Source organism: Spartobacteria bacterium UBA695 (genome assembly GCA_002298145.1).
GTDB lineage: Bacteria > Verrucomicrobiota > Verrucomicrobiia > Chthoniobacterales > Chthoniobacteraceae > UBA695.
The window spans coordinates 369,247-387,960 of sequence record DBMP01000013.1 but is presented as its reverse complement, the minus strand read 5'-3'; the positions used below and the strand labels follow the sequence as shown (position 1 = coordinate 387,960).

The 18,714-nt window shown below is 63.1% G+C and carries 15 protein-coding genes; 7 read left to right on the top strand and 8 right to left on the bottom strand.

Annotation, left to right across the window (positions count from 1 at the left end; translation table 11 throughout):
- Positions 1 to 2 precede the first annotated feature (2 nt).
- On the bottom strand, positions 3 to 1,526 hold the full coding sequence (locus B2828_RS07915) for a S1C family serine protease (protein WP_479633173.1): 1,524 nt from the start codon (positions 1,524 to 1,526) through the stop codon (positions 3 to 5).
- A 10-nt stretch (positions 1,527 to 1,536) separates the two neighbouring features.
- A complete protein-coding gene (locus tag B2828_RS07910; protein ID WP_479633172.1) occupies positions 1,537 to 2,991 on the bottom strand; it encodes a S1C family serine protease in 1,455 nt (484 codons plus the stop codon).
- Between the two features lie 147 nt (positions 2,992 to 3,138).
- On the opposite strand from B2828_RS07910, the gene yajC reads away from it, so the two are divergent.
- From yajC to B2828_RS07895, 3 genes are all read left to right on the top strand, one after another.
- Complete coding sequence (yajC, locus tag B2828_RS07905; RefSeq protein ID WP_479633171.1) at positions 3,139 to 3,462, top strand: preprotein translocase subunit YajC; 324 nt, start codon at positions 3,139 to 3,141, stop codon at positions 3,460 to 3,462.
- 104 nt (positions 3,463 to 3,566) lie between these two features.
- On the top strand, positions 3,567 to 6,005 hold the full coding sequence (secD, locus tag B2828_RS07900) for a protein translocase subunit SecD (protein ID WP_479633170.1): 2,439 nt from the start codon (positions 3,567 to 3,569) through the stop codon (positions 6,003 to 6,005).
- A 92-nt stretch (positions 6,006 to 6,097) separates the two neighbouring features.
- Positions 6,098 to 6,466, top strand: coding sequence for a thiol-disulfide oxidoreductase DCC family protein (locus B2828_RS07895; protein ID WP_479633169.1), 369 nt, complete (start codon positions 6,098 to 6,100; stop codon positions 6,464 to 6,466).
- Here the strand turns inward: B2828_RS07895 and B2828_RS07890 are convergent.
- Complete coding sequence (locus tag B2828_RS07890) at positions 6,463 to 7,323, bottom strand: polysaccharide deacetylase family protein (RefSeq protein ID WP_479633168.1); 861 nt, start codon at positions 7,321 to 7,323, stop codon at positions 6,463 to 6,465. The two genes, B2828_RS07895 and B2828_RS07890, sit on opposite strands and share 4 nt — an antisense overlap.
- Positions 7,324 to 7,388: 65 nt before the next feature.
- On the opposite strand from B2828_RS07890, the gene B2828_RS07885 reads away from it, so the two are divergent.
- Entirely contained in the window at positions 7,389 to 7,823 is a 435-nt protein-coding gene (locus tag B2828_RS07885; protein ID WP_479633167.1) for a hypothetical protein, read from the top strand.
- Positions 7,824 to 7,828: 5 nt separating this feature from the next.
- Here the strand turns inward: B2828_RS07885 and B2828_RS07880 are convergent, their stop codons facing one another.
- Complete coding sequence (locus B2828_RS07880) at positions 7,829 to 9,898, bottom strand: carbon starvation CstA family protein (RefSeq protein ID WP_479633166.1); 2,070 nt, start codon at positions 9,896 to 9,898, stop codon at positions 7,829 to 7,831.
- A gap of 379 nt (positions 9,899 to 10,277) precedes the next feature.
- Here B2828_RS07880 and B2828_RS07875 point away from each other — a divergent pair, with 379 nt between their 5' ends.
- Positions 10,278 to 11,663 (top strand): MFS transporter, encoded by a 1,386-nt coding sequence (locus tag B2828_RS07875; RefSeq protein WP_479633165.1) that lies wholly within the window; start codon positions 10,278 to 10,280, stop codon positions 11,661 to 11,663.
- A 37-nt stretch (positions 11,664 to 11,700) separates the two neighbouring features.
- On the opposite strand, the gene B2828_RS07870 is transcribed toward B2828_RS07875, so the two are convergent.
- Positions 11,701 to 12,648 (bottom strand): CNNM domain-containing protein, encoded by a 948-nt coding sequence (locus B2828_RS07870; protein ID WP_479633164.1) that lies wholly within the window; start codon positions 12,646 to 12,648, stop codon positions 11,701 to 11,703.
- Positions 12,645 to 13,919 (bottom strand): hemolysin family protein, encoded by a 1,275-nt coding sequence (locus tag B2828_RS07865; RefSeq protein ID WP_479633163.1) that lies wholly within the window; start codon positions 13,917 to 13,919, stop codon positions 12,645 to 12,647. Before B2828_RS07865 ends, B2828_RS07870 begins: the two co-directional genes overlap by 4 nt.
- A 198-nt stretch (positions 13,920 to 14,117) precedes the next feature.
- Here B2828_RS07865 and B2828_RS07860 point away from each other — a divergent pair, with 198 nt between their 5' ends.
- Positions 14,118 to 14,741, top strand: coding sequence for a hypothetical protein (locus B2828_RS07860; RefSeq protein ID WP_479633162.1), 624 nt, complete (start codon positions 14,118 to 14,120; stop codon positions 14,739 to 14,741).
- Positions 14,742 to 14,853: 112 nt separating this feature from the next.
- On the opposite strand, the gene B2828_RS07855 is transcribed toward B2828_RS07860, so the two are convergent.
- Positions 14,854 to 15,297: a hypothetical protein gene (locus tag B2828_RS07855; RefSeq protein ID WP_479633161.1), complete on the bottom strand. Its 444-nt coding sequence runs from the start codon at positions 15,295 to 15,297 to the stop codon at positions 14,854 to 14,856.
- A gap of 72 nt (positions 15,298 to 15,369) precedes the next feature.
- On the opposite strand from B2828_RS07855, the gene miaA reads away from it, so the two are divergent.
- Entirely contained in the window at positions 15,370 to 16,311 is a 942-nt protein-coding gene (gene miaA / locus B2828_RS07850; RefSeq protein ID WP_479633160.1) for a tRNA (adenosine(37)-N6)-dimethylallyltransferase MiaA, read from the top strand.
- Between the two features lie 152 nt (positions 16,312 to 16,463).
- On the opposite strand, the gene B2828_RS07845 is transcribed toward miaA, so the two are convergent.
- A complete protein-coding gene (locus tag B2828_RS07845; protein WP_479633159.1) occupies positions 16,464 to 18,689 on the bottom strand; it encodes a tetratricopeptide repeat protein in 2,226 nt (741 codons plus the stop codon).
- Positions 18,690 to 18,714 lie beyond the last annotated feature (25 nt).

The following is an 18,714-nucleotide window of genomic DNA, read 5'->3' as shown; positions in this document are numbered from 1 at the left end:
AATTAAAGCCGCTTGAGGGCGGGCAGGCCGTAGCTGCGCACGAGGCCGTCCTCGATGCCGCAAGCCTGGGCTGGATCGATCACGATTTCTCCCGGGTGCCCCTGAAATTCGATATGGTGGAAGCCCTCGACCGGGTGCGCCAGGGCCTCTTCGATGTCGGCCAGGCTCTTGAGGACCCGCCCGTTGATCTTGGTAACAACCAGGCAATTAAGGTCCTCGTAGCCAACGGTGCAGGGGGTAGGCAGGACGTTGCTCAATATCACGACGCGCTGGCGGGGATCGTCTTTAAAGAGCTCCCGCTGGTAGGCGTCGAGGTAGAGGAATTTCTCCGGGGCCTTGCGGGTCCACTCCGAGCCCCATTCGCGCAGGAACTGGCGGGAAAGCTCCTGGAAGACGAGGCCGCCCAGGATGTAGTAGCGCGGGGCCTTGCCGATGGTGTAGGGCTCGATCACGGATTCGGAGGGGTCCTTGTAGGCCAGGGTGAGCTCAGTTTGCACTTTCTGGCCCTGGCGCATCAGGGTGACGGGGATTTTGTCGCCGCTGAAGTGAACGCAGGAGTAGAGGTGGGCCTTGGCGATTTTACCGTAATGCGGGTCGAGGTAATTGCCGTCGCGGTCGATCTCGTGCCCGGCCACGTTGACGACCACGTCGCCCTGCTGGATGCCCGCTTTTTCCGCCGGGCCGCCCGGAGTGACTTCGGTCACGTAGACGCCACCGAGGCCATCGGTAAGGCCCGCGTAACGGCGCAGTTGCGGATCGCGCAGCGGAGCGGCGCCCATTCCGGCACGAGGGAAGCCGACGTAGCCCCCCTTCGCTGTCGCGGCTTTGAGGAAATGCCGGATAACGGGGGCGGCAATGGCGTCGGCGGTCTGGGTCCGGTTATCGAAGCGCAGGAGCATCCCGACAAGCGCCCCTTTCTTGACGACCGGGAAGGTGAACCCGCCATCGCGCGGCTGGAGCGAGGAGGAGAGCCGGTAGAGCATCAGCGAGAGCTCGCCCACGGGGTAGGCCCCCACCTCGGCGGTGGTCAGCAGCGCCCGGGTGTTGAGGACGGCGCCGTTGGCTTCGAGCTGAAGGATGGTCACTTCGTCACCGACGGCCGGTTCGGCGACTTCCAGCGGCTTGTACGGGGCGAGAAACGCGGGGTCTGAGGCTTTGATGAGGGCCAGGTTGCAGTCGAAATCGACCACTTCCACCGTGGCGGGCGATTTTTCACCGCTGTCAGGCTTTTCCAGCTCCAGGTAGGTCGAGTTGGCGACCTGCTCGGCGGTGGTCAGGACGCGGCCGCCGGGCAGCACGGCTCCGACGGCGCGGAGCTGGTAGGGCGGGCGTTTGCTCCACGGGCGCAGGAAGTCGTAGACCTGGTTGGTGGAGTTGACCCGGATGACGGAGCCCTCCTTTTGCACAGGCCCGGCCTGGACCGTGGGCTTGGGCTGCGGCTTTTGCGCCGTGGCCGGGTTAGCCCCGAGGACGTTGGTTAAAGAGACGGCGCAAAGGGCGAGCGCGGTAAGTAGAAAGCGACTCATAGGAAGAAAGCTATTCGGTGAGGTTCTGTTCATTGCGAACGTTGTAATGGCCGAGGATGCGCTCGCGGGCGGCTTCGACGGCGGCGCGTTCCATGACGATGGGGCGGCCTTCGCCCAGCATTTCGATGACGTACTGCTGCGCCGGTTTGGCGAGTTCCGCCGCCATTTCGTCGAGCGTGCGGATTTTAACGCCGTTGATCTTATCCACGATCCCGCCCCGGAAGCTGCCGAGGTAGGTGTTGACCGGATCGGGCAGGACGGCGCTTAAAACGATAATGTCCGGGCGTTCCTTAAAGACTTGGTCCGAGGTGTAGAAGTCGTAGAGGTAGCGAACGCGCAGGTTATCGAGCTTGGTTTCCTCCAGGAAGTTCCGCGAAACGGGCTGGAAGAGCAGGCCACCAAAGAGGATGTAGCGGGGCCGCACCTCGTATTGGTTGGACTGGATCTGGAAGGGCCAAGCCTGGTTGAAGTGGATGGTGACGTCCTGGGTTTCTTTGGCCCGGACGATGTGGACGTTGGCGGAGTCGCCCTTGAATTTCCGCTCGACGATCTCGGGCATTTCCACCCGTTCGCCTTCGAGCTCCACGAAGCCGTCGCTCTGGACGGTATGGCCGTCGATGGAAAGAATCACGTCGCCCGGCTTGAGCACGCCGTCGGCCACGCCCCCCGCGATCACGCTGCCGACGAGCACGCCCCGGCCGTCGTCGGCGAGGCCGAGCGATTTGCGCTGGGCGGGGTTAAGGAGGTCAAAGGTGGTAATGGAGAGGTCCATGTAGCGGTCGTAATGGCCGTCCTCGATGTCCTTGAGGAAACGCCCGATGACGGGCACCGGGATCATGTAGCCGACGTTCTGGGCCACTTCGCCATTAAAGCCCTGGAAGGCGATGCCGATCACCTTTCCTTCCTGGAGCACGGGGCCGCCGCTGTTACCGGGGTTGATGGCCGCGTTGGTCTGGATGGCCAGGTGGCTGTCGGCAGCCGAATGGGCGTAAGGCTGGAAGGCAATGCGCGAGACGACGCCGGTGGTAACGGAGAGCCGGTCGCCGCCGATCGGGTAGCCGTAGACAGAGACCGACGACTCGATGGCCGGGATCTGGTTGGTAAACCGGAGGGCCACGGTCCCCTCAAAGAAGCTCGCCTCCGAGACGGTCAGCACGGCCAAGTCGCAATCATGGCCAACGTGCTCCACCCGGGCCTCATAGCGTTTCGGGTCATTCTCCCGCTCAACGGAGATATACCGGGCATTGGCCACCACATGGGCGTTGGTCAAGATCCGATTGCCGTCGATGATGAACCCGGTACCGGAACCGCTGTTGACCGAACCGGGATTCCACGGAACGCGGTAATTGGCGTCCTGGGAGGTCGTCGTGATGTGAACGAGGCTCTTTCGAACCTCGGAAATAGAGATGGCTCGCGAAGGAATTTGGGTGACGAGCAGGCAGATTGCTATCCAAGCTAGGCGCATGAGGGTGCAAGTTAGCCGATCCTGCCGGGGCTGCAAGTTTTGTCTACCGGAAGGGGAGTTCTCCTGTTTTACAAAAAAGCCGTGGACGAAGCGGCTAATCCCTGCATAACTTACGTCTCTTTATCGGGATACCCGGAAACGCTCATTATGATTCAACCACTTTTCTTTACCTTGGCGGCCGACGCGCAGCAATCACCTTCCTCTGGCTATTTCATCATCCAGCTCGTCGCGCTGGCGGCCATCTTCTATTTTCTCCTGATCCGGCCGCAGCAAAAGCGCCAGAAAGCCCAGGCCCAGCTCATCGCGTCGGTGAAAATCGGCGATAAAGTGATCACCAGCAGCGGCATCCACGGCCTGGTGGCCAATGTAAAGGACGCCACGGTGATCGTGAAAGTAGCCGACAACGTCAAAATCGAGTTCGACAAAGCGGCCGTCGCCACCGTGATCAAGCCGACCACGCCGGAAGCCTAACTAGCGTCCCCCCCCCGGAGCGCTTTTTTCGGCCAGTGCAAAGAGGCCGCCCCGGCTGCTTGCATTGCTCCCCTCAGTCTTAGCCTTATTCTTTCCTTGCTTCCATGAGCCCTACCCTGACCTTCTTCACCGGTCTTCTGATCCTCATCGTCTTCTTCTGGTACTTCGCTACGGATTCCGCGGCGCGCCGGAGAATTCTGGGGACGGTGCTTACACTTCTAGTCATCGCGGTCAGCATTCAGTCAATGTGGCCCGTCAAAGTGCCCGTGAAAGCGTCCACCGAGGTGCCGCAGATCACGGACGCCTCCAAGGAAGCCACCCCGGCCCAGCCCGTCCCGTACAAGCTTCAGCACAAGATCAACCTGGGCCTCGACCTTCAGGGCGGCACGTCGTTCTTAGTCCGCCTCGTCCGTGAGGAAGGCCAGACACCCAGCAAGGAAGTGCTCGACCAGGCGGTGGAGGTCATCCGCAAGCGCATCGACAAGTTCGGCGTCAGCGAGCCGGTCATCACCCCGCAGGGCAAGGACCGCATTCTCGTCCAGATCCCGGGCCTCGACGCCGAAAAGACGGCCGACGCCCGCGAACAGCTTAAAAAAGTGGCCAAGCTGGAATTCCGCCTGGTCCACCCGCAGAACGATGAGCTGATCGGCGCGATCCAGTCCGGCCAAGCCCCGATTCCCCCCGGCTACCGCATCGAGACAGTCGAAGCCACGCGCGACGGCCAGGAGCGTTCTGAGAAGCTCCTCGTAAAGACCAAGACGGACATCGACGGCAAATACGTCAAGAGCGGCTTCCCGACCTTCGACCAGCAGGGCTGGGGCGTGGCGCTCCGGTTCACCGGCGAGGGCGCCCAGCTTTTCGGCGAGCTGACCCAGAAACACATCGGCGAACGCTTCGCGATCATGCTCGATGGCAAGGTGCAGAGCGCGCCGGTCATCCGCGACGCCATCTGGGGCGGCAGCGCCTCGATCACCGGGCACTTTACGCAGAAGGAAGCGCAGAACCTCGCCAGCGTCCTTGAAAACCCGCTGGCCGTGCCGGTGCAGATCGAGGAAGAGCGGAGTGCTTCGAGCACGCTGGGCGCGGACTCCATCTGGAGCGGCGTTTACGCGGGCGTCGGCGGCCTCATCCTGGTGCTCATCGTGGTGGCCCTCTACTACCGCTTGGCGGGGCTTTTCGCCATCGTCGCCCTCTTGGTCAACGTGATCATCCTGCTGGGCATCATGGCAATGTTCAACTTCGTGCTCACGCTGCCGGGCATCGCCGGTATCATTTTGACCATCGGCCTGGCGGTCGACTCCAACGTGCTGATTTTCGAACGCTTGCGCGAGGAACTGACGGCGGGCAAGACGCTCCCGGCGGCTATCCAGGGCGCTTACGCCAAGGCGTTCACGGTCATCTTCGACGCCAACGTGACGACGCTCATCACCGCGACCATCCTTTTCTGGTACGCGGCGGGCCCCGTGAAGGGCTTCTCCATCACGCTGATCGTCGGCGTCATCGCCTCGGTCTTCACGGCCATGGTCGTGGGCCGCAACTGCTTTGACTGGGGGATCGCCAAGTTCGGCCTCAAGAAGATCAAGCTCTGCCACCTGATCTCCGACAAGATGAACATCGACTTCCTCGGCTGGCGGCACTTCTGCATCGGGCTGTCACTCCTGGTCATCCTGGCCAGCGTCGTCTCCTTTACCTGGCGCGGCGAGAAGAACTTCGGCATCGACTTCAAGGGCGGCGATCTGCTCATGCTGCAAGCCAACGCCAATGTCTCGGAAAAACAGGTTCGCGATGCTCTCGACAAGGTGGGCCTCGGAGCCGAAGCGGTCATCCAGAAGGAACACCAAGCGGGCGGCGTCGGCCAGAGCGCGGCAGACTTCATCTCGATCCGCATCCCGACCGGCACGGCGGACAAAGCCGAGGCGGAACTCTTCAAATCCCTGCCCGACGCCGGGTTTAAGGAACACAAGCGCGACCACGTGGGAACGCTCGTCGGCGCGGAACTGGCCCGCAACTCGGCCATCGCCCTCGGCCTGGGCATCCTGGGCATTCTGATCTACGTCACGCTGCGGTTTGAGTTCTCGTTCGCCATCGGCGCGGTCGTCGCGCTGCTGCACGACGTCATCATCACCGTCGGCGTCTTCTCCATGTTCCAGCGCGAGCTTTCGCTGGTCATGGTGGGCGCGATCCTGACCATCGCCGGTTACTCGATCAACGACACCATCGTGGTCTACGACCGCATCCGCGAGGGTCTGCACAGCGGCCGCAAGGGAACGCTCCAGGAGATCATGAACGCCTCCATCAACGAGACGCTCTCCCGGACGCTGCTCACCTCCGGCACGACGCTCCTCTCGGTGCTGGCGCTCTTCATCTTCGGCGGCGAAACGCTGCGGGACTTCGCGCTGGCGATCCTGATCGGTATCGTCGTCGGCACCTACTCGTCGATCTTCATCGCCTCGCCGATCGTACTCTGGGCAACGGGCCACCACCGCCACGGTGCCTCCACCCCCTCGGCGAAGAAGGGCGATTCGCCCGCCGTGGAAGCGTAAAACTACGAGCGACTCATTTCATGGCCGCGCGGCTTTTTTCCAAAGCCACGCGGCCATTTGAGTTTTCGGGCACCCGGGGGGAGATTGAGGAAATGAAAAAAACCGTGGTGCTCTACGATGATGGGTGTGCCTTCTGCACGGTGCAGATGCGCCGCCTGGAGCGGCTGGACTGGCGCCACGCGCTTCTCGCGATGCCCCTCTCCGCACCCGAGGCGCTGGAGGCCGCTCCGGGGCTAACCCGCGAGGGGCTGACCCGGGAACTCCACTGCGTAACGCCGCGCGGCCGCGTGCTGACGGCCGCCAGGGCCTTCCGGCATCTTTTCTCCCGGGTCCCGCTGCTCACGCCGCTGGCGCTGCTGATGTGGGTGCCCGGGGTGATCCTCGTGGCCGAGGTGGTTTACCGCTGGGTCGCCGCCCACCGGAGCTGGCTCAGCCGCGTTTTGGGCGATTCCCGGCCCTAATCTTCCAGCGGGACGACGACACCGGGGGCGATGCTCTTAAGCTTACCGTCAACGTTGACCCAGACGGGAATGGCGCTCGGGTTGTAGGCGGTGCGGCGGTTGGCGGCGATGACGAGGCGCTCGCGGGCGGCTTCGTAATCGAAAAGCTCGATGTTGGTGCAATACCAGACCGCCTCGTGACCCGAGAGGGGCTTGTAAATGCGCTCGATGGCCCCCCAGTCCTGCCGATTCTGAAACTCGAAGCCGTGCCCCCAGACGAAGAAAACGCCGCTCTGGTGCGGGTTCTCCAGCCACGTTTTGAAGCGCTCGGGGACGGTCGGGTTTTCGGCGAACTGATGCGCGGTGGAAGACCACGCGAGCGGCTCCTGCGGCGGGAAGCACGGATCGGCATTCGCCACGGTGCGGCTGTAGACGATGCCGAGCGAGCGGAGAATCTCGATCACCTTCGGGCTATAGGTGCCGAAGGGGTAGGCCATGCCGCGCACGGGGTAGCCGACCAGGTCTTCCAAGGCCTGGCGGTCGCGCAGGATTTCCTCCACCACCTGGCACTCACTGAGGCGCTCCAGCCACGGGTGCGTGGCGGCGTGGACGGCGACTTCGTGGCCTTTGTAGAGCTCGGCCACCTCGGAGGCGTCGAGCCTTACATGGCCGCCGGGACCGGAGTGTTTTTCAACGGCCGGTTTGCCAGTGCGCCCAAACAGCGCGGAGTTGAGGTTGAAGGTCGCCTTGAGGCCCCACTCGTTGAAGGCGGGCACGATCCGGCGGTCGCAGGTGTCGCCGTCGTCAAAGCTGAGGGTGAGAGCGATGCGTTTGCCGCCGGGAAAAGAGGGGATTTCGATGCGTTTGGGAGTCGTCATGTTCGTTGTGGATTGAAGAAACGGATAAATGGAGAGAAGCTTTCTGTCATACCACCTGCTTCCCAATGCGCAAGAATTCCAAAAAATTCGACGCTTTGCTGAGCGTCCACGCTCGGCCGCCCCACCCGCTCGACTGGATTTTCGAGCCGCTGGAGGAGCTGCCCGGCTACAGCCGCCGCAAGATCTTCGGCTGCGAGGCGGCCTACCTCAAGGGGCGGATGTGCCTGGTGATCGCCGCGGGCGAGGAACCGTGGAACGGCCTGATGGTGGCGACGTGCCGCGAATTCCACGCCTCCTTGCAGGCCGAGTGGCCGCGCCTCGCCTCCCACCCGGTGCTCGGAAAATGGCTCTACCTCTCGCAGGACGACCCAGCGTTCGAATCCGTGGCGCTCAAAATCGTGCGTTGCGTCCGCCAGGGCGACGCGCGCATCGGCGTCGATCCGCGACCGAAGAAGCGGAAAAACAAGCCTCACGCAAAGCCCCAAAGGCGCGAAGCATAGACGCCCTACAAAGCCGTTGGCGCGCCGCATTTCTCGCCCAGCGCGGCGACGGGGACGTAGGGCTCCTCGTGCAGCACGGGCTCGGTTTTCTTTGCCAGCAGCCGCAACCAGACGCGGCAGGAGGCCCCCAGCACCAGCAGCACGAGCACCATGAAGAGGCCCGTGAGCACGGCGTCGATCTGGTTATTGAAAACCTGCACGCGCCACGCGGCGAGCTGCGCGGCCTCGCCACCATGGACGATCTTTTCGCGGAAGCTGCCAACGGCGCTCAGGAAACCGAGGCGCGGATCGGGGCTGAAAATCTTGATCCAGCCCGCGCTCATCGTCACGGCCAGGAGCCACGCCAGCGGCAGGCCGGGCACCCAGGCGTAGCGCGCACGCTTCATCTTGAGGAGTACCGTGACGCCCAGCGAGAGCGCGATGACGGCCAGGAGCTGATTGGCCACGCCGAAGATCGGCCAGAGGGAGTTGATGCCGCCCGCCGGGTCGATGACGCCCTGAAACAAAAACCAGCCCCACGTGGCGATGAAAAGCACCCCGGCAAAAAGATTCGCGGGCAGCCAGTCCGAGCGCCCCAGCGGCTTCCAGAGGCTCCCCAGGAGGTCCTGCACCATGAAGCGCCCCACGCGCGTCCCGGCGTCAATGGTGGTGAGGATGAACATCGCCTCAAACATGATGGCAAAGTGGTACCAGAGGGCGCGCGCGGTGGAGCTTTGGAAAACTTTGCTGAACATCTGCGCCATGCCCACGGCGAAGGTCGGCGCGCCGCCGGTGCGGCCGATCATCGTTTTCTCGCCCACGCTGGCGGCCAGGTCGGTCATCTGCGCTTCCGTGACGGGGAAGCCGAGCGCGGTAACCTGCGCGACGACTTCGCTCGGCACGCCCTTCATGTTGACCGCAAAGTATTCGCCCGGCTGCATGACGCACGCGGCGATGAGCGCCATGATGCCGACCATCATTTCGGTGAGCATCGAGCCGTAGCCGATGATGCGGATCTCCTTCTCACTCGAGATGATTTTCGGCGTAGTACCGGATGAGATCAAGGCGTGAAAGCCGGAGATGGCTCCGCAGGCAATGGTGATGAAACAGAAGGGGAAAACCGGCCCGGCAAAGACGGGGCCCGTGCCGTCGATGAAGCGGGTCAGGGCTGGCATTTGCAGCGTCGGGGCGATAATAACGATCGCAACAGCCAGCAAGCCGACCGCGCCGATTTTCAGGTACGAGCTCAAGTAATCGCGCGGGGCGAGCAGCATCCAGACGGGCAGCGAGGAGGCGAGGAGCGCATACGCAGTAATCCCGCCCGCGAGCTTGAGGCCATCGAGCGTCAGCCAGGCTTCGAGCACGGTGCCATGGAGCCACTGGCCCGCAGCGACCGAGAAGAGCAGCGCCGCGACGCCCAGCGCGCTGACGATGCCGATGTGAAGGCGCGAGAAACGCATGGCGAAGCCCATGGCCACGGCGATGGGGATGGAAGCGAGGATCGTGGAGAGGCCCCAGGGGCTCTCGGCGAGCGCCTTGACGACGACCAGCGAGAGGACGGCCATGACGACGACGAGGATGGCCGTGGTGCTGATCAATGCAACGGTTCCCGCGAACGGCCCGACTTCCTCGCGCACCATCTGGCCGATGGATTTGCCGCCGCGCCGGGTGGAGCAAAAGAGGACGATGGAATCGTGCACCGCGCCGCCGAGCGTGGCTCCGACGAGCATCCAGAGGAGCCCCGGCAGGAAGCCGAACTGCGCCGCGAGCACTGGCCCCACGAGCGGCCCCGGCCCAGCGATGGCGGCGAAGTGGTGGCCAAAGACAACCCACTTGCTGGTCGGCACGAAGTCCTTACCGTCATCGCGCACCCGGGCGGGCGTGGCGCGCAGTTCGTCGAGGGTAAAGACCCGGGCCATCAACCACGCGGAATGAAACCGGTAGGCGAGGGCAAAAACACAAACCGACGCGACGATAATCCAGAGAGCGTTGACGGGTTCATTATGGGTCGTGGCCAAGAGCGCGAGCGCGCCCACGGCCAGCGCGCCACAGGCGATCCATGCAGCCAGCGAGGCAAAACGGCGAAGAGCATTCATGTTGGAAGGGGACGCTTCGCCCAATCCCGGGGGGACCTAGCGGGGCGATCCGGCAAGCCGTGCCGGTGGTTTGGACCGCTCCAGGTGGGGAAACTTTTGCAGGTATTGAAAAACGCCCGGCCCCAAAGCGCAAGCACTTTGCAGCCCTTTCACCTACGCGCCTCCCGGGTTAACTCCATGGGACCAAAGGCATTCGGCGGCGGGCGCCCCCGGCGGGCGAGAAAAAAGGCGAAAACAGGGCACAATATAGGCATCCCTTTGACCAAGACAATCTCAGCACCTTGGATTGCCAAACGCCCTCCGGGGCATTATACGTCAGGGCTCACTCCCAATTCCCTACTTCCTCCCCATGGATCAATCCCCATTACCGCCCCCCACCGTGTCTGCTTCTTCCGCATCAATACAGACCGAGGAGCATAAGACTTACAACGTAGGAACACTGAAATACACCCTCAAGGGGTTGACGGTCCTTTTCCTCTGGCTGCTCTGGGGCGACTTCGCCTACAGCTTCTTCGAATCGGTGCTGGGTCGCTTCATTCCGCTCTACCTGCGCGAGGTGCACGCCTCCAACTCGCTCATCGGCATTATGACCGGGAGCTTCGCGGGCGTGGTGAATATTCTCTTTTTGCCCAACATCAGCCAGTGGAGCGATAATTACCGCAGCCGCTGGGGCCGCCGCATTCCTTTCCTCTACGTGGTGACCCCGCTGGTGGTGGGCTCGCTGGTGGCCGTCGGGTTCGCGCCGGAAATCGCCGAGTGGTCCTACAACGCGATCTTCCGCCACCTGACGCCCTCGCTCGCGCTGAGCACGCTCATCTTGATTCTGCTGTGCACCTTTGTGGTTTCCTTCCACTTCTTTAACATGGTGCTCGTCAACGCGTACAACTGGCTCTTGCGCGACGTGGTGCCACAGGAGGTCATGGCCCGCTTTCTTTCCTGGTTCCGCATCATTGGGTCGATCAGCGGCGCGCTCTTCCTCTGGCTGGTATTCCCGTACATCCTCTCGCATCGCCGGGAGATCTGCGCCGGGGTCGGCCTGTTCTACCTGGTGGTCTTCCTGATCATGTGCCACAACGTGAAGGAGGGCGAATACCCCGAGCCCGAACCGGTCGATCAGCGGCCCGGCATCCTGAAGAGCTTCGCCATTTACTTCCGCGAGTGCCTGAGGATTCCCTTTTACCGGAACTTTTTCATCACCTACGTGCTTTCCCTGCTGGGAACGAGCTGCGCGGGCGCTTTCACGATGCTCTTCACCAGCGAAACGCTGGGCTTGAACATGGATGACATGGGGGCGATTTTCGCCTGGGGCTCGGTGATCTCGGCCCTGGCCTACTTCCCTCTGGGGTGGGTCTGCGATAAGGTGTCGCCCCTTCACGTCAGCTTCGCCGCGATTGTCGGCCAGTTGATCGCCGCGTTGAGCTACTATTTCTTCGTCACGGGCAAGAGCAGTTTCTACATTGCCAGCATCATCTTCACGGTTCCCGGTGTGGCTTGGGGCCTGGGTTCGCAGGCGATGGCCATGGAGCTTTTCCCCGAGGAGAAGTTCGGCCAGTTCTCCTCCGGCCTAAATGTGTTCGGATGCGGCGCGCTGATTTTCGGCAATTACCTAATCGGCCAGTACATGGACTTCGTCCACAGCGACTACCGGATGGTTTACCTTTGGAGCGCCGCGCTGGCGACCTTGTCCCTCTTCCCGATGATGCTCGTCTACCGTGGCTGGAAGCAGCACGGCGGCCCGCACAACTACGTGGCTCCGTTGCCCTAGAGGCTGGGCCAACCCCGGCGGTTACGAGCCAGAACCGTTACGAGCCAGAAACGAGCCGCCGGCAAACGGGCCCCGGGAACAGGAGGCCCAGCGGCGCTTCGCCGTCCATGACTAGGCCGACCTGTGCGCGCGAGGTGCGCAGGTCGCGCAAGACGGAGAACGACGGCTCGTCGGCCTGGATCGGCAGGGCGCGGCGGAAGTAGCTGCTGACGCGCCCGGCGGGCAAGCTCGCCAGGAGCGCCTCGAATAACGAGATCACCCCGAGCACGGAGCCGTCGCCATCGACGACGACGAAATCCTCATGACTGCCGCCGCAGCTCGCCTTGATGAGGTCCTCCAAGGTCGCGCCGGGCGCGATGGTGGGGAACTCAGCCAGCGGCCGCATCAGATCCCGGGCGGTGACGGCCCGGAAATCGACCACACCGTGGATCAAGCGCCGCTGGGCACCGGAGATCGCGCCGGTGCGCTCGCTTTCGAGCGTGAGGTATTTGAAGTCCTCGCGGGCAACGAAAAGTTTATTGGCATCGGCCTCCACGGGGGCGAGGAATTTCCGCAGCACGCCGCCGCACAATTTAAAAACCGGGGCCAGGGCAAGGTAGGCGAACCGCAACGGTGTGGAGAGGAAGGCCAGCGCATGCGTGGGGAAGCGGCGAAAGAGCGCTTTGGGGAAAAGCTCCAGGCCAAAGAGATAGAGCGGCAGGAAGATCGCGAACGCCACGGCGTACCCCGGCCGCCCGCAGAGGCGCACCAGCGAGGCGGTGGCCAGGGCGATGGCAAAGATGTTGGCCAGGTTGGTCACGACCACCACGGTCAGGAGCAGACGGCCCGGGTTCTTGAGGAGCCGCTGGAGGCGCATCGCGTTGCGGTCGCGGTGTTTCACGCGGTTGCGCAGCCGGACGCGGTTAAGGCTCATGAGGCCCGCTTCGATGCCGGAGAATACGAAGGAGACGCACAGGAACAACAGGATGCAAAGCCACAGGATCATGATTCGTCCTCCTCTTCGTCCTCGGGCTCGGAGGCCGCAACGGTGGCGGGCGGAATCTCCACCATGACTTCCTGGATGCGTTTGCGCGTAACGCGCTCGATGGTGAACCGCAGTTGCCCGATTTCGACGACTTCGCCCTGCCGCGGCAGCGAGCCGAGGCGGTTAAAGATAAGGCCGCCGATGGTGTCGATGCCCTCGGTTCTCAGGTCGGCTCCGACGCGTTCGCTCAGGTCATCCAGGCGCGCGTTGCCCGCGACGATCAGGCGGCCGTCGCCCGAGGTCTCGATGTAGAGGCCGTTGCCCGCCGAGGGAATGGCGTCGGAGAGGATCTGCTCGACGACGTCGGCGAGCGAGACAACGCCCTCGGTGCCGCCGAATTCATCGACGACGATGGCGAGGCGCTGCGGGTGGGTCAGGAAGCTGCGCAAGAGGTCGAGTGCGCGCATGGTCTCGGCCACGTAGCTGGGCGGGGTGAGCACTTCGGTGAAGTGGAGGCCGGGCGTGAGCAGGAAGCGTTTGACGTCCAGGAGGCCGAGGATGTTGTCCGGGTTCTCGGCGTAGACGGGGACGAGCCGGAAGCGCTTGGGCCGCAGCCGCTCGATGGCCTGCTCGTTGGTGAGGCTGTCGGGGATGGCGAACATGTCCAGGCGCGGGGTCATGCAGTCGCGCGCGGTTTTGTCGCCGAGCTTTAGGATTTCCTGGATGATTTCGCTCTCGGTGGGCTGCAAGGCCCCTTCCTCGGCGCTGAGCTCGATCAAGGTCTCCAGTTCCTCGGCGTCGAGCGGCTGGTGGACGTCGAGGGACTTCGGGGTGAGCGCATCGGTGACGCGCTCTCCGGCCCATTGCAGCCAGCGGCAAAGGGGATCGACCACCGGCAGCACGCGGTCGATGGCCGCCGCGCCAAAGGCGGTGACGCGCAGCGGCGAGCGGAGCGCGAGGGCTTTGGGGATGAGGTCGCCGAAGATGACCACGACGGCGAAGATGGCCAGGATGCCGCTCCAGAACTGGAGCCCAAAGGGATGCTGCTCGCGGATGAAGATGAGGCTGAGCATGATGAGCGGCAGGTTCACCAGTGCGTCGGCGAAAAGCAGGCCGCTCAGGAGGCGGCGGGGGTTGGCCAGCAGGCGCTGAAGACGGTCTGCCAGGGCGCGGTCCTCGACACGGCGGATCAGACCGGGGCGCAGCGCGAAGAAAGCGGTTTCCATCGCGGAAAAAAACGCGGAGATAAAAATGAGCGCGCCCAAGAGCGCCGCTAGGATCAAAAACGACATTGCCAGGAAGGAAAAAGATAGCCGAGTTCCGGGATTGATACACGAAAAAATGCCAGCCTGAATCGGTTTTGCAAACGCCCCTGCACCGCCCCCCGGGGAACCTCCCTCAAGCTGCCTCGGCGGCCTGCCGATTGGCGGGTCAGGTGGGCCGATGCGGCTCGCTTTGCGGCCGGGGCACGGGGATACTCGCCCCCGGGTATGAAAACGTGGCCGCTCTTTCTCCTTCCGGTTCTCGCGTGGATCTCCTCTTGTTCCACCCCGCCGGTTCGCATTACCAGCACGTCTGTCGCCACGGGGGCAACCGACCCGAAGGCGATCTACATCCGCCCTTTCCGCCTCAACCCCATGGCCTTTGACCGCTGCACGCCCAGCGGCGATAGCCCTTTGCGCGCTTCGCTGGCCCCGGTGGCGTTCGCTAATAATCTCCAGGAAGAGCTGGCCAAGATCGCTCCTTCGCGGGTGTTAAAGGAGGACGAGGCCGCGCCCATAGGCTGGCTGGTGGACGGGGAGTTCGCGGGGATTGAAAGCGGCTACCCGCCGGAGCGCTGGATGCCGTGGCGGGGGCCCTGGTGCAACCCGCTCGCAATGCCCTCGTGCGTGAAGATGCATGTGCGCATTTCCGACGTGCGGCACGGGACGGTGCTCTACGCTTTTGATGTGAAGGCCTGGTCGGACGGCTCGCTGCTGGGGAGCGTGACGCGCCCGGGCGGCGGCTACCCGCTGCCGTTTGATTTCCGCAACGCGGCGGAGCAAGTGGCCATCGCGCTCACGCCCGATCCCTTCCGTTACGGGGCGCGCTCTTCCCCGGCGATCCGCTATTGATTGATATCAGGAACGCAAAGAACAGAGAGATAAGGACAACATTCTCCTGACTGAAGGAAACTTCCGCTCTGGGAAGTTTCCCTTCAATTCCTGAGTTCCTGATGAATTCTATCTAGAGTCCCTGCTTTTGCAGTTCGCGCTCGAGGGCTTTGCGGAAATCGGTAAGGTCGGCTTGCGAGGGGCGGTAGCCTTCCGTCTTGGGGACCATGCCGAAGCGGCCACTCTGGTCGAGCGACCAGTCGGCGGTTTCGCCGTCGCTAAAGGTTACTTTGCCGCTGATGAGCGCACCGGGACGCATGATGGCGTCGACATCCACGCGCAGGCCCGTGGCGGGCGGCTGCGGCGGCTCGGGGGCCTCGGCCTCGGTCGCCTCAGGCTTTTTCTCCTCGACCAGTTCCTTGGGCACCAGGCTCAGATCATCGACGAGGAACCGGGCCTCCATGTACGTGAGCCGGATGCCAAATTCCTCCGCGAGCCGTTGCTGCACTTCCGATAGCTTCGCCCCGCCTTCAATCCATTGGGTAACTTCCCGTTTCTGTTCGTCGTTAAGTTGCATGTAGCGGGTATATAGAGCATCTGGCGGCGCGAATTTCCAGAAAAGAAGCTCCCCGGTTGTCATGGCTCGGCTATGATGGGCTCCCCCATGGCCGTTCCTGTCGATCCTACTCTTCTCAAAGGCGCGTTTTTCCTCGCCGGTCCGACCGCCGTGGGCAAGACGGCTGTGGCGCTGGAGCTGGCGGAGGCGCTCGGGGCGGAGATTATCGGGGCCGATGCGTTCCAGGTCTACCAGGGGCTCGACTGCCTCACGGCCAAGCCGACGCCCGAGGAGCTGGCCCGTGTCCCGCATCATCTGGTGGGGACGGTTCCTCTCTCGGAGACCTTCAACGTGGGGCGCTACCTGGAGCTGGCCCGTGCCGCGCTGGAGTCCGTACGGGGCCGGGGCCGCCCGGCGATTGTCGTGGGCGGGACGGGGATGTACCTGCGGGCGCTTACGCGGGGCCTGGCGGAGCTGCCCCCCACCCCGCCGGAGCTGCGCGAGGAGCTTATCGCCACGCCGCTACCCGCGCTGGTGGAGCGGCTGCGAGGGCTCGACCCGGAGGGGGCGCGAACGCTTGACCTTCTCAACCCCCGCCGGGTGCAGCGGGCGCTGGAGATTTGCCTCATCACGGGGCAGCCGTTCTCGGAATTTCGCCGGGAATGGGAGCGGGAAATTCCTTTCCACGGCGTATTGCTCGACCGCGAGCGCGGGGAGCTTTACGAGCGGATCGACCGGCGCGCAGCGGCGCTTTTCGAAGCCGGGGGCGCGGTGGAGGAGGTGCGCGCGGCGCTGGCTTCCGGCAACGTGAGCCCGACCGCCCGGCAGGTGATCGGCTGGAATGAAATCGAGGCCTACTTGCGCGGAGAACTCTCGCGGGAGGACGCGATAGCCGCCATTAGCTTGGCCACGCGGCACTATGCAAAGAAGCAGCTGACGTGGTTCCGACGCGAGCCGATGCTCAAGCCGGTTTCGCTCAGCCGCCCCGACGGGTTGGAGTTGGTACTGGAGCAGGCGCGCGTGGCACTGAGCTAGTGGAAACGAAGTTTCCCGGCTGAGGTGCAGCGGTAGGCGAAGCTCCTGCTCGCAAGGGTTTGGGAGGCGCACCTCCCAACTCCCCTTTTCAGCAAGGCGGGCAGCTCAAAGCGCCCGAAGATCAGCTCCCGGAGCGCTTGGCGGGCCTTTACCTAGAAGCCCTTCTGGCGCAGGATTTCGAGGTTCTTACGCGCCATGAGGTTATTGGGATCAAGGCTCACGGCGATTTCCATTTCCTGTTTAGCTTCCAGGAAACGGCCACGTTCCGCCAGGATCACGCCTTTCATAGCATGCAGGTTCGGGTCATTGGGGACGTCCTTGATCATGGTCGCGTATTCCTGGATGGCTTCGTCGTAGCGCTTGAGCGCGACGTAGGCGTCGGCCAGGTTGCGCCGCAGCGCGATCACCTCGCCTTTGATCCGGACGGCCTCGCGATACTGCGCGATAGCTTCGTCAAACCGGCCATAATACCACCGGACCAACCCCAGGTTGTTGTGGACTTCCGGGTTCTCCGGCTTGAGCTCCACGGCCCGCTCAAAGTGCGGCGCGGCCTCGGCGATCTTCCGCTGGCCATAGAGCACAGCGCCCATATGGTTGTGCGCCTGCCAGGAGGCTTCGTTCCTTAGCAGGCAGGCCCGCCAGAGCGTTTCCTCGCCCTGGTGAACGCCCGCGCGCTCCCAGCTATACATGCACGCTCCTCCGATCACCAACACGCAAACGGTGACGAGCAGGGGCCGGTAGGTTTTATGAATCCGTTCGTAGGCAATCGCCACCAGCGCCCCGATGGCGGCGACGATCGCGATGTCGCTGAAGTATTGGAAGTGATCCGCCTGCAAGGTGAGGCGCATGTAGGACATCGTCAGGAAGCCCAGGACCGGCACGAGCGTTCCGACAAAGAAGGCGAAGACAAAGAACGGCGTCCGCGCGGCCCGCTCGGTGCGGAACTGGAAGATGCGCCCGATATAAAAGAGCACCAGCAGCGTAACGAGCACCAGCACGCCCATCAGGTACATCCACGGCTGCGGATCGGTGAGCGGCCACCAGAGCCAGCCGGTGTTGGCGTAGATGGTATTGAGGTTGATCGGCAGGAGCGCCTTGGAGAGGTACGACCAGATGACTACGCTGGCCCCGGCGAGCCGCGAGGCGAAGTCGCCAATCGGGATGACCTCGCCGCCAATGGCGCGGTCGTTCTGGAACCAGATGGTCATCTCGGAAAGCAGAATGGTAATGACAAAGAACGGGACGTAGCGGAAGAGGTCGCGCACGAGGTCCTTCTGGGCATTGACGTCGCCGTCACGCAGCTTCCTCCAGAGCGGCCCCGCCACGGGCACCGTCCCCTTTTGCCACCATTCCAGAAGCATCAACACGGCGGGGAAAACCACGACGTGCGTTTTGCACAACAGCGCCGTCATGAAGAGCCCCAGCGAAACAAAATATTGCCGCCGGTTGCCGCTTTCATCGTACTTGAGCCAGTAGCGCAGCGAGAGGAGCACGAAGAGCAACGAGAGCGTGTTTTTGCGTTCCGCGATCCACGCCACCGACTCCGAGTGCACCGGGTGAATGCCAAAGAGCAACGCACCGAGCCAAGCGCCGGGCACCCCCAACTGCCGCAGCACGACCCAGAGGAGCACGCAGTCGATCGCGTGGAAAATGATCGTCATGATGTGGAAGGGAGGCCCGTCGGTGATGGCCCGCCCCTGCGGATCAATGTGGTAGCCCCAGAGCTGGTACTCGATCCAGAGCGTGGTCGACTTGACCGGGAAGTAATCGGCAAACTGATTGCCCTGGAAAAGGTAGCCCTCCTTGTTAGCTCCGCCAAAAAGCTCGCGCTCGATGGCACAGAGCGGCGGCCGCAGGGCTTTGACCAGCCACGGCGCAGGGCCCTTACCCAGCTCGGCGCGGCCCTCGTCGCTCTCGCGCTGGTTGGTAATGCCGCCCGTCCAGATTTCCCAAAGGCCCTTCCAGTTCGTATGGTAGGCGCGCTCGTGCGCACTGTACGAAAGCACGATGGAGGGGTTCATCGAAATCTCCTGGTCATCGTCCCAGATGAAGCCCGCCGACATGGCCGGGATGTAGGTCAAAAGCGGAATGAGAAAAAGACTCATCACCAGGGCCATTTGGTTGGCCTTCTTGTGATAAGACTTTGGCACTTCCAGATAAAAATAGAAGCCGCCCACGGCCCCGATCAGGAACCCCGCACCGACTTTCCAGAACCAAGCCATCCCGAGCGCCTCCAGGCCGATCTGCCCTCTTAAGAAGGTGGCAAAGTTGCCCGTATCGGTTTCATTCAGGAAAAAACTAAAAATTGCCGCAAAAAGCACCCCCCAAAAAAAGGAGAGAAACCAGCGGGCCGGTTGCCATACGAGGGAACGCTCCAAACTAGGAGCGGCGATATCTGCGGGG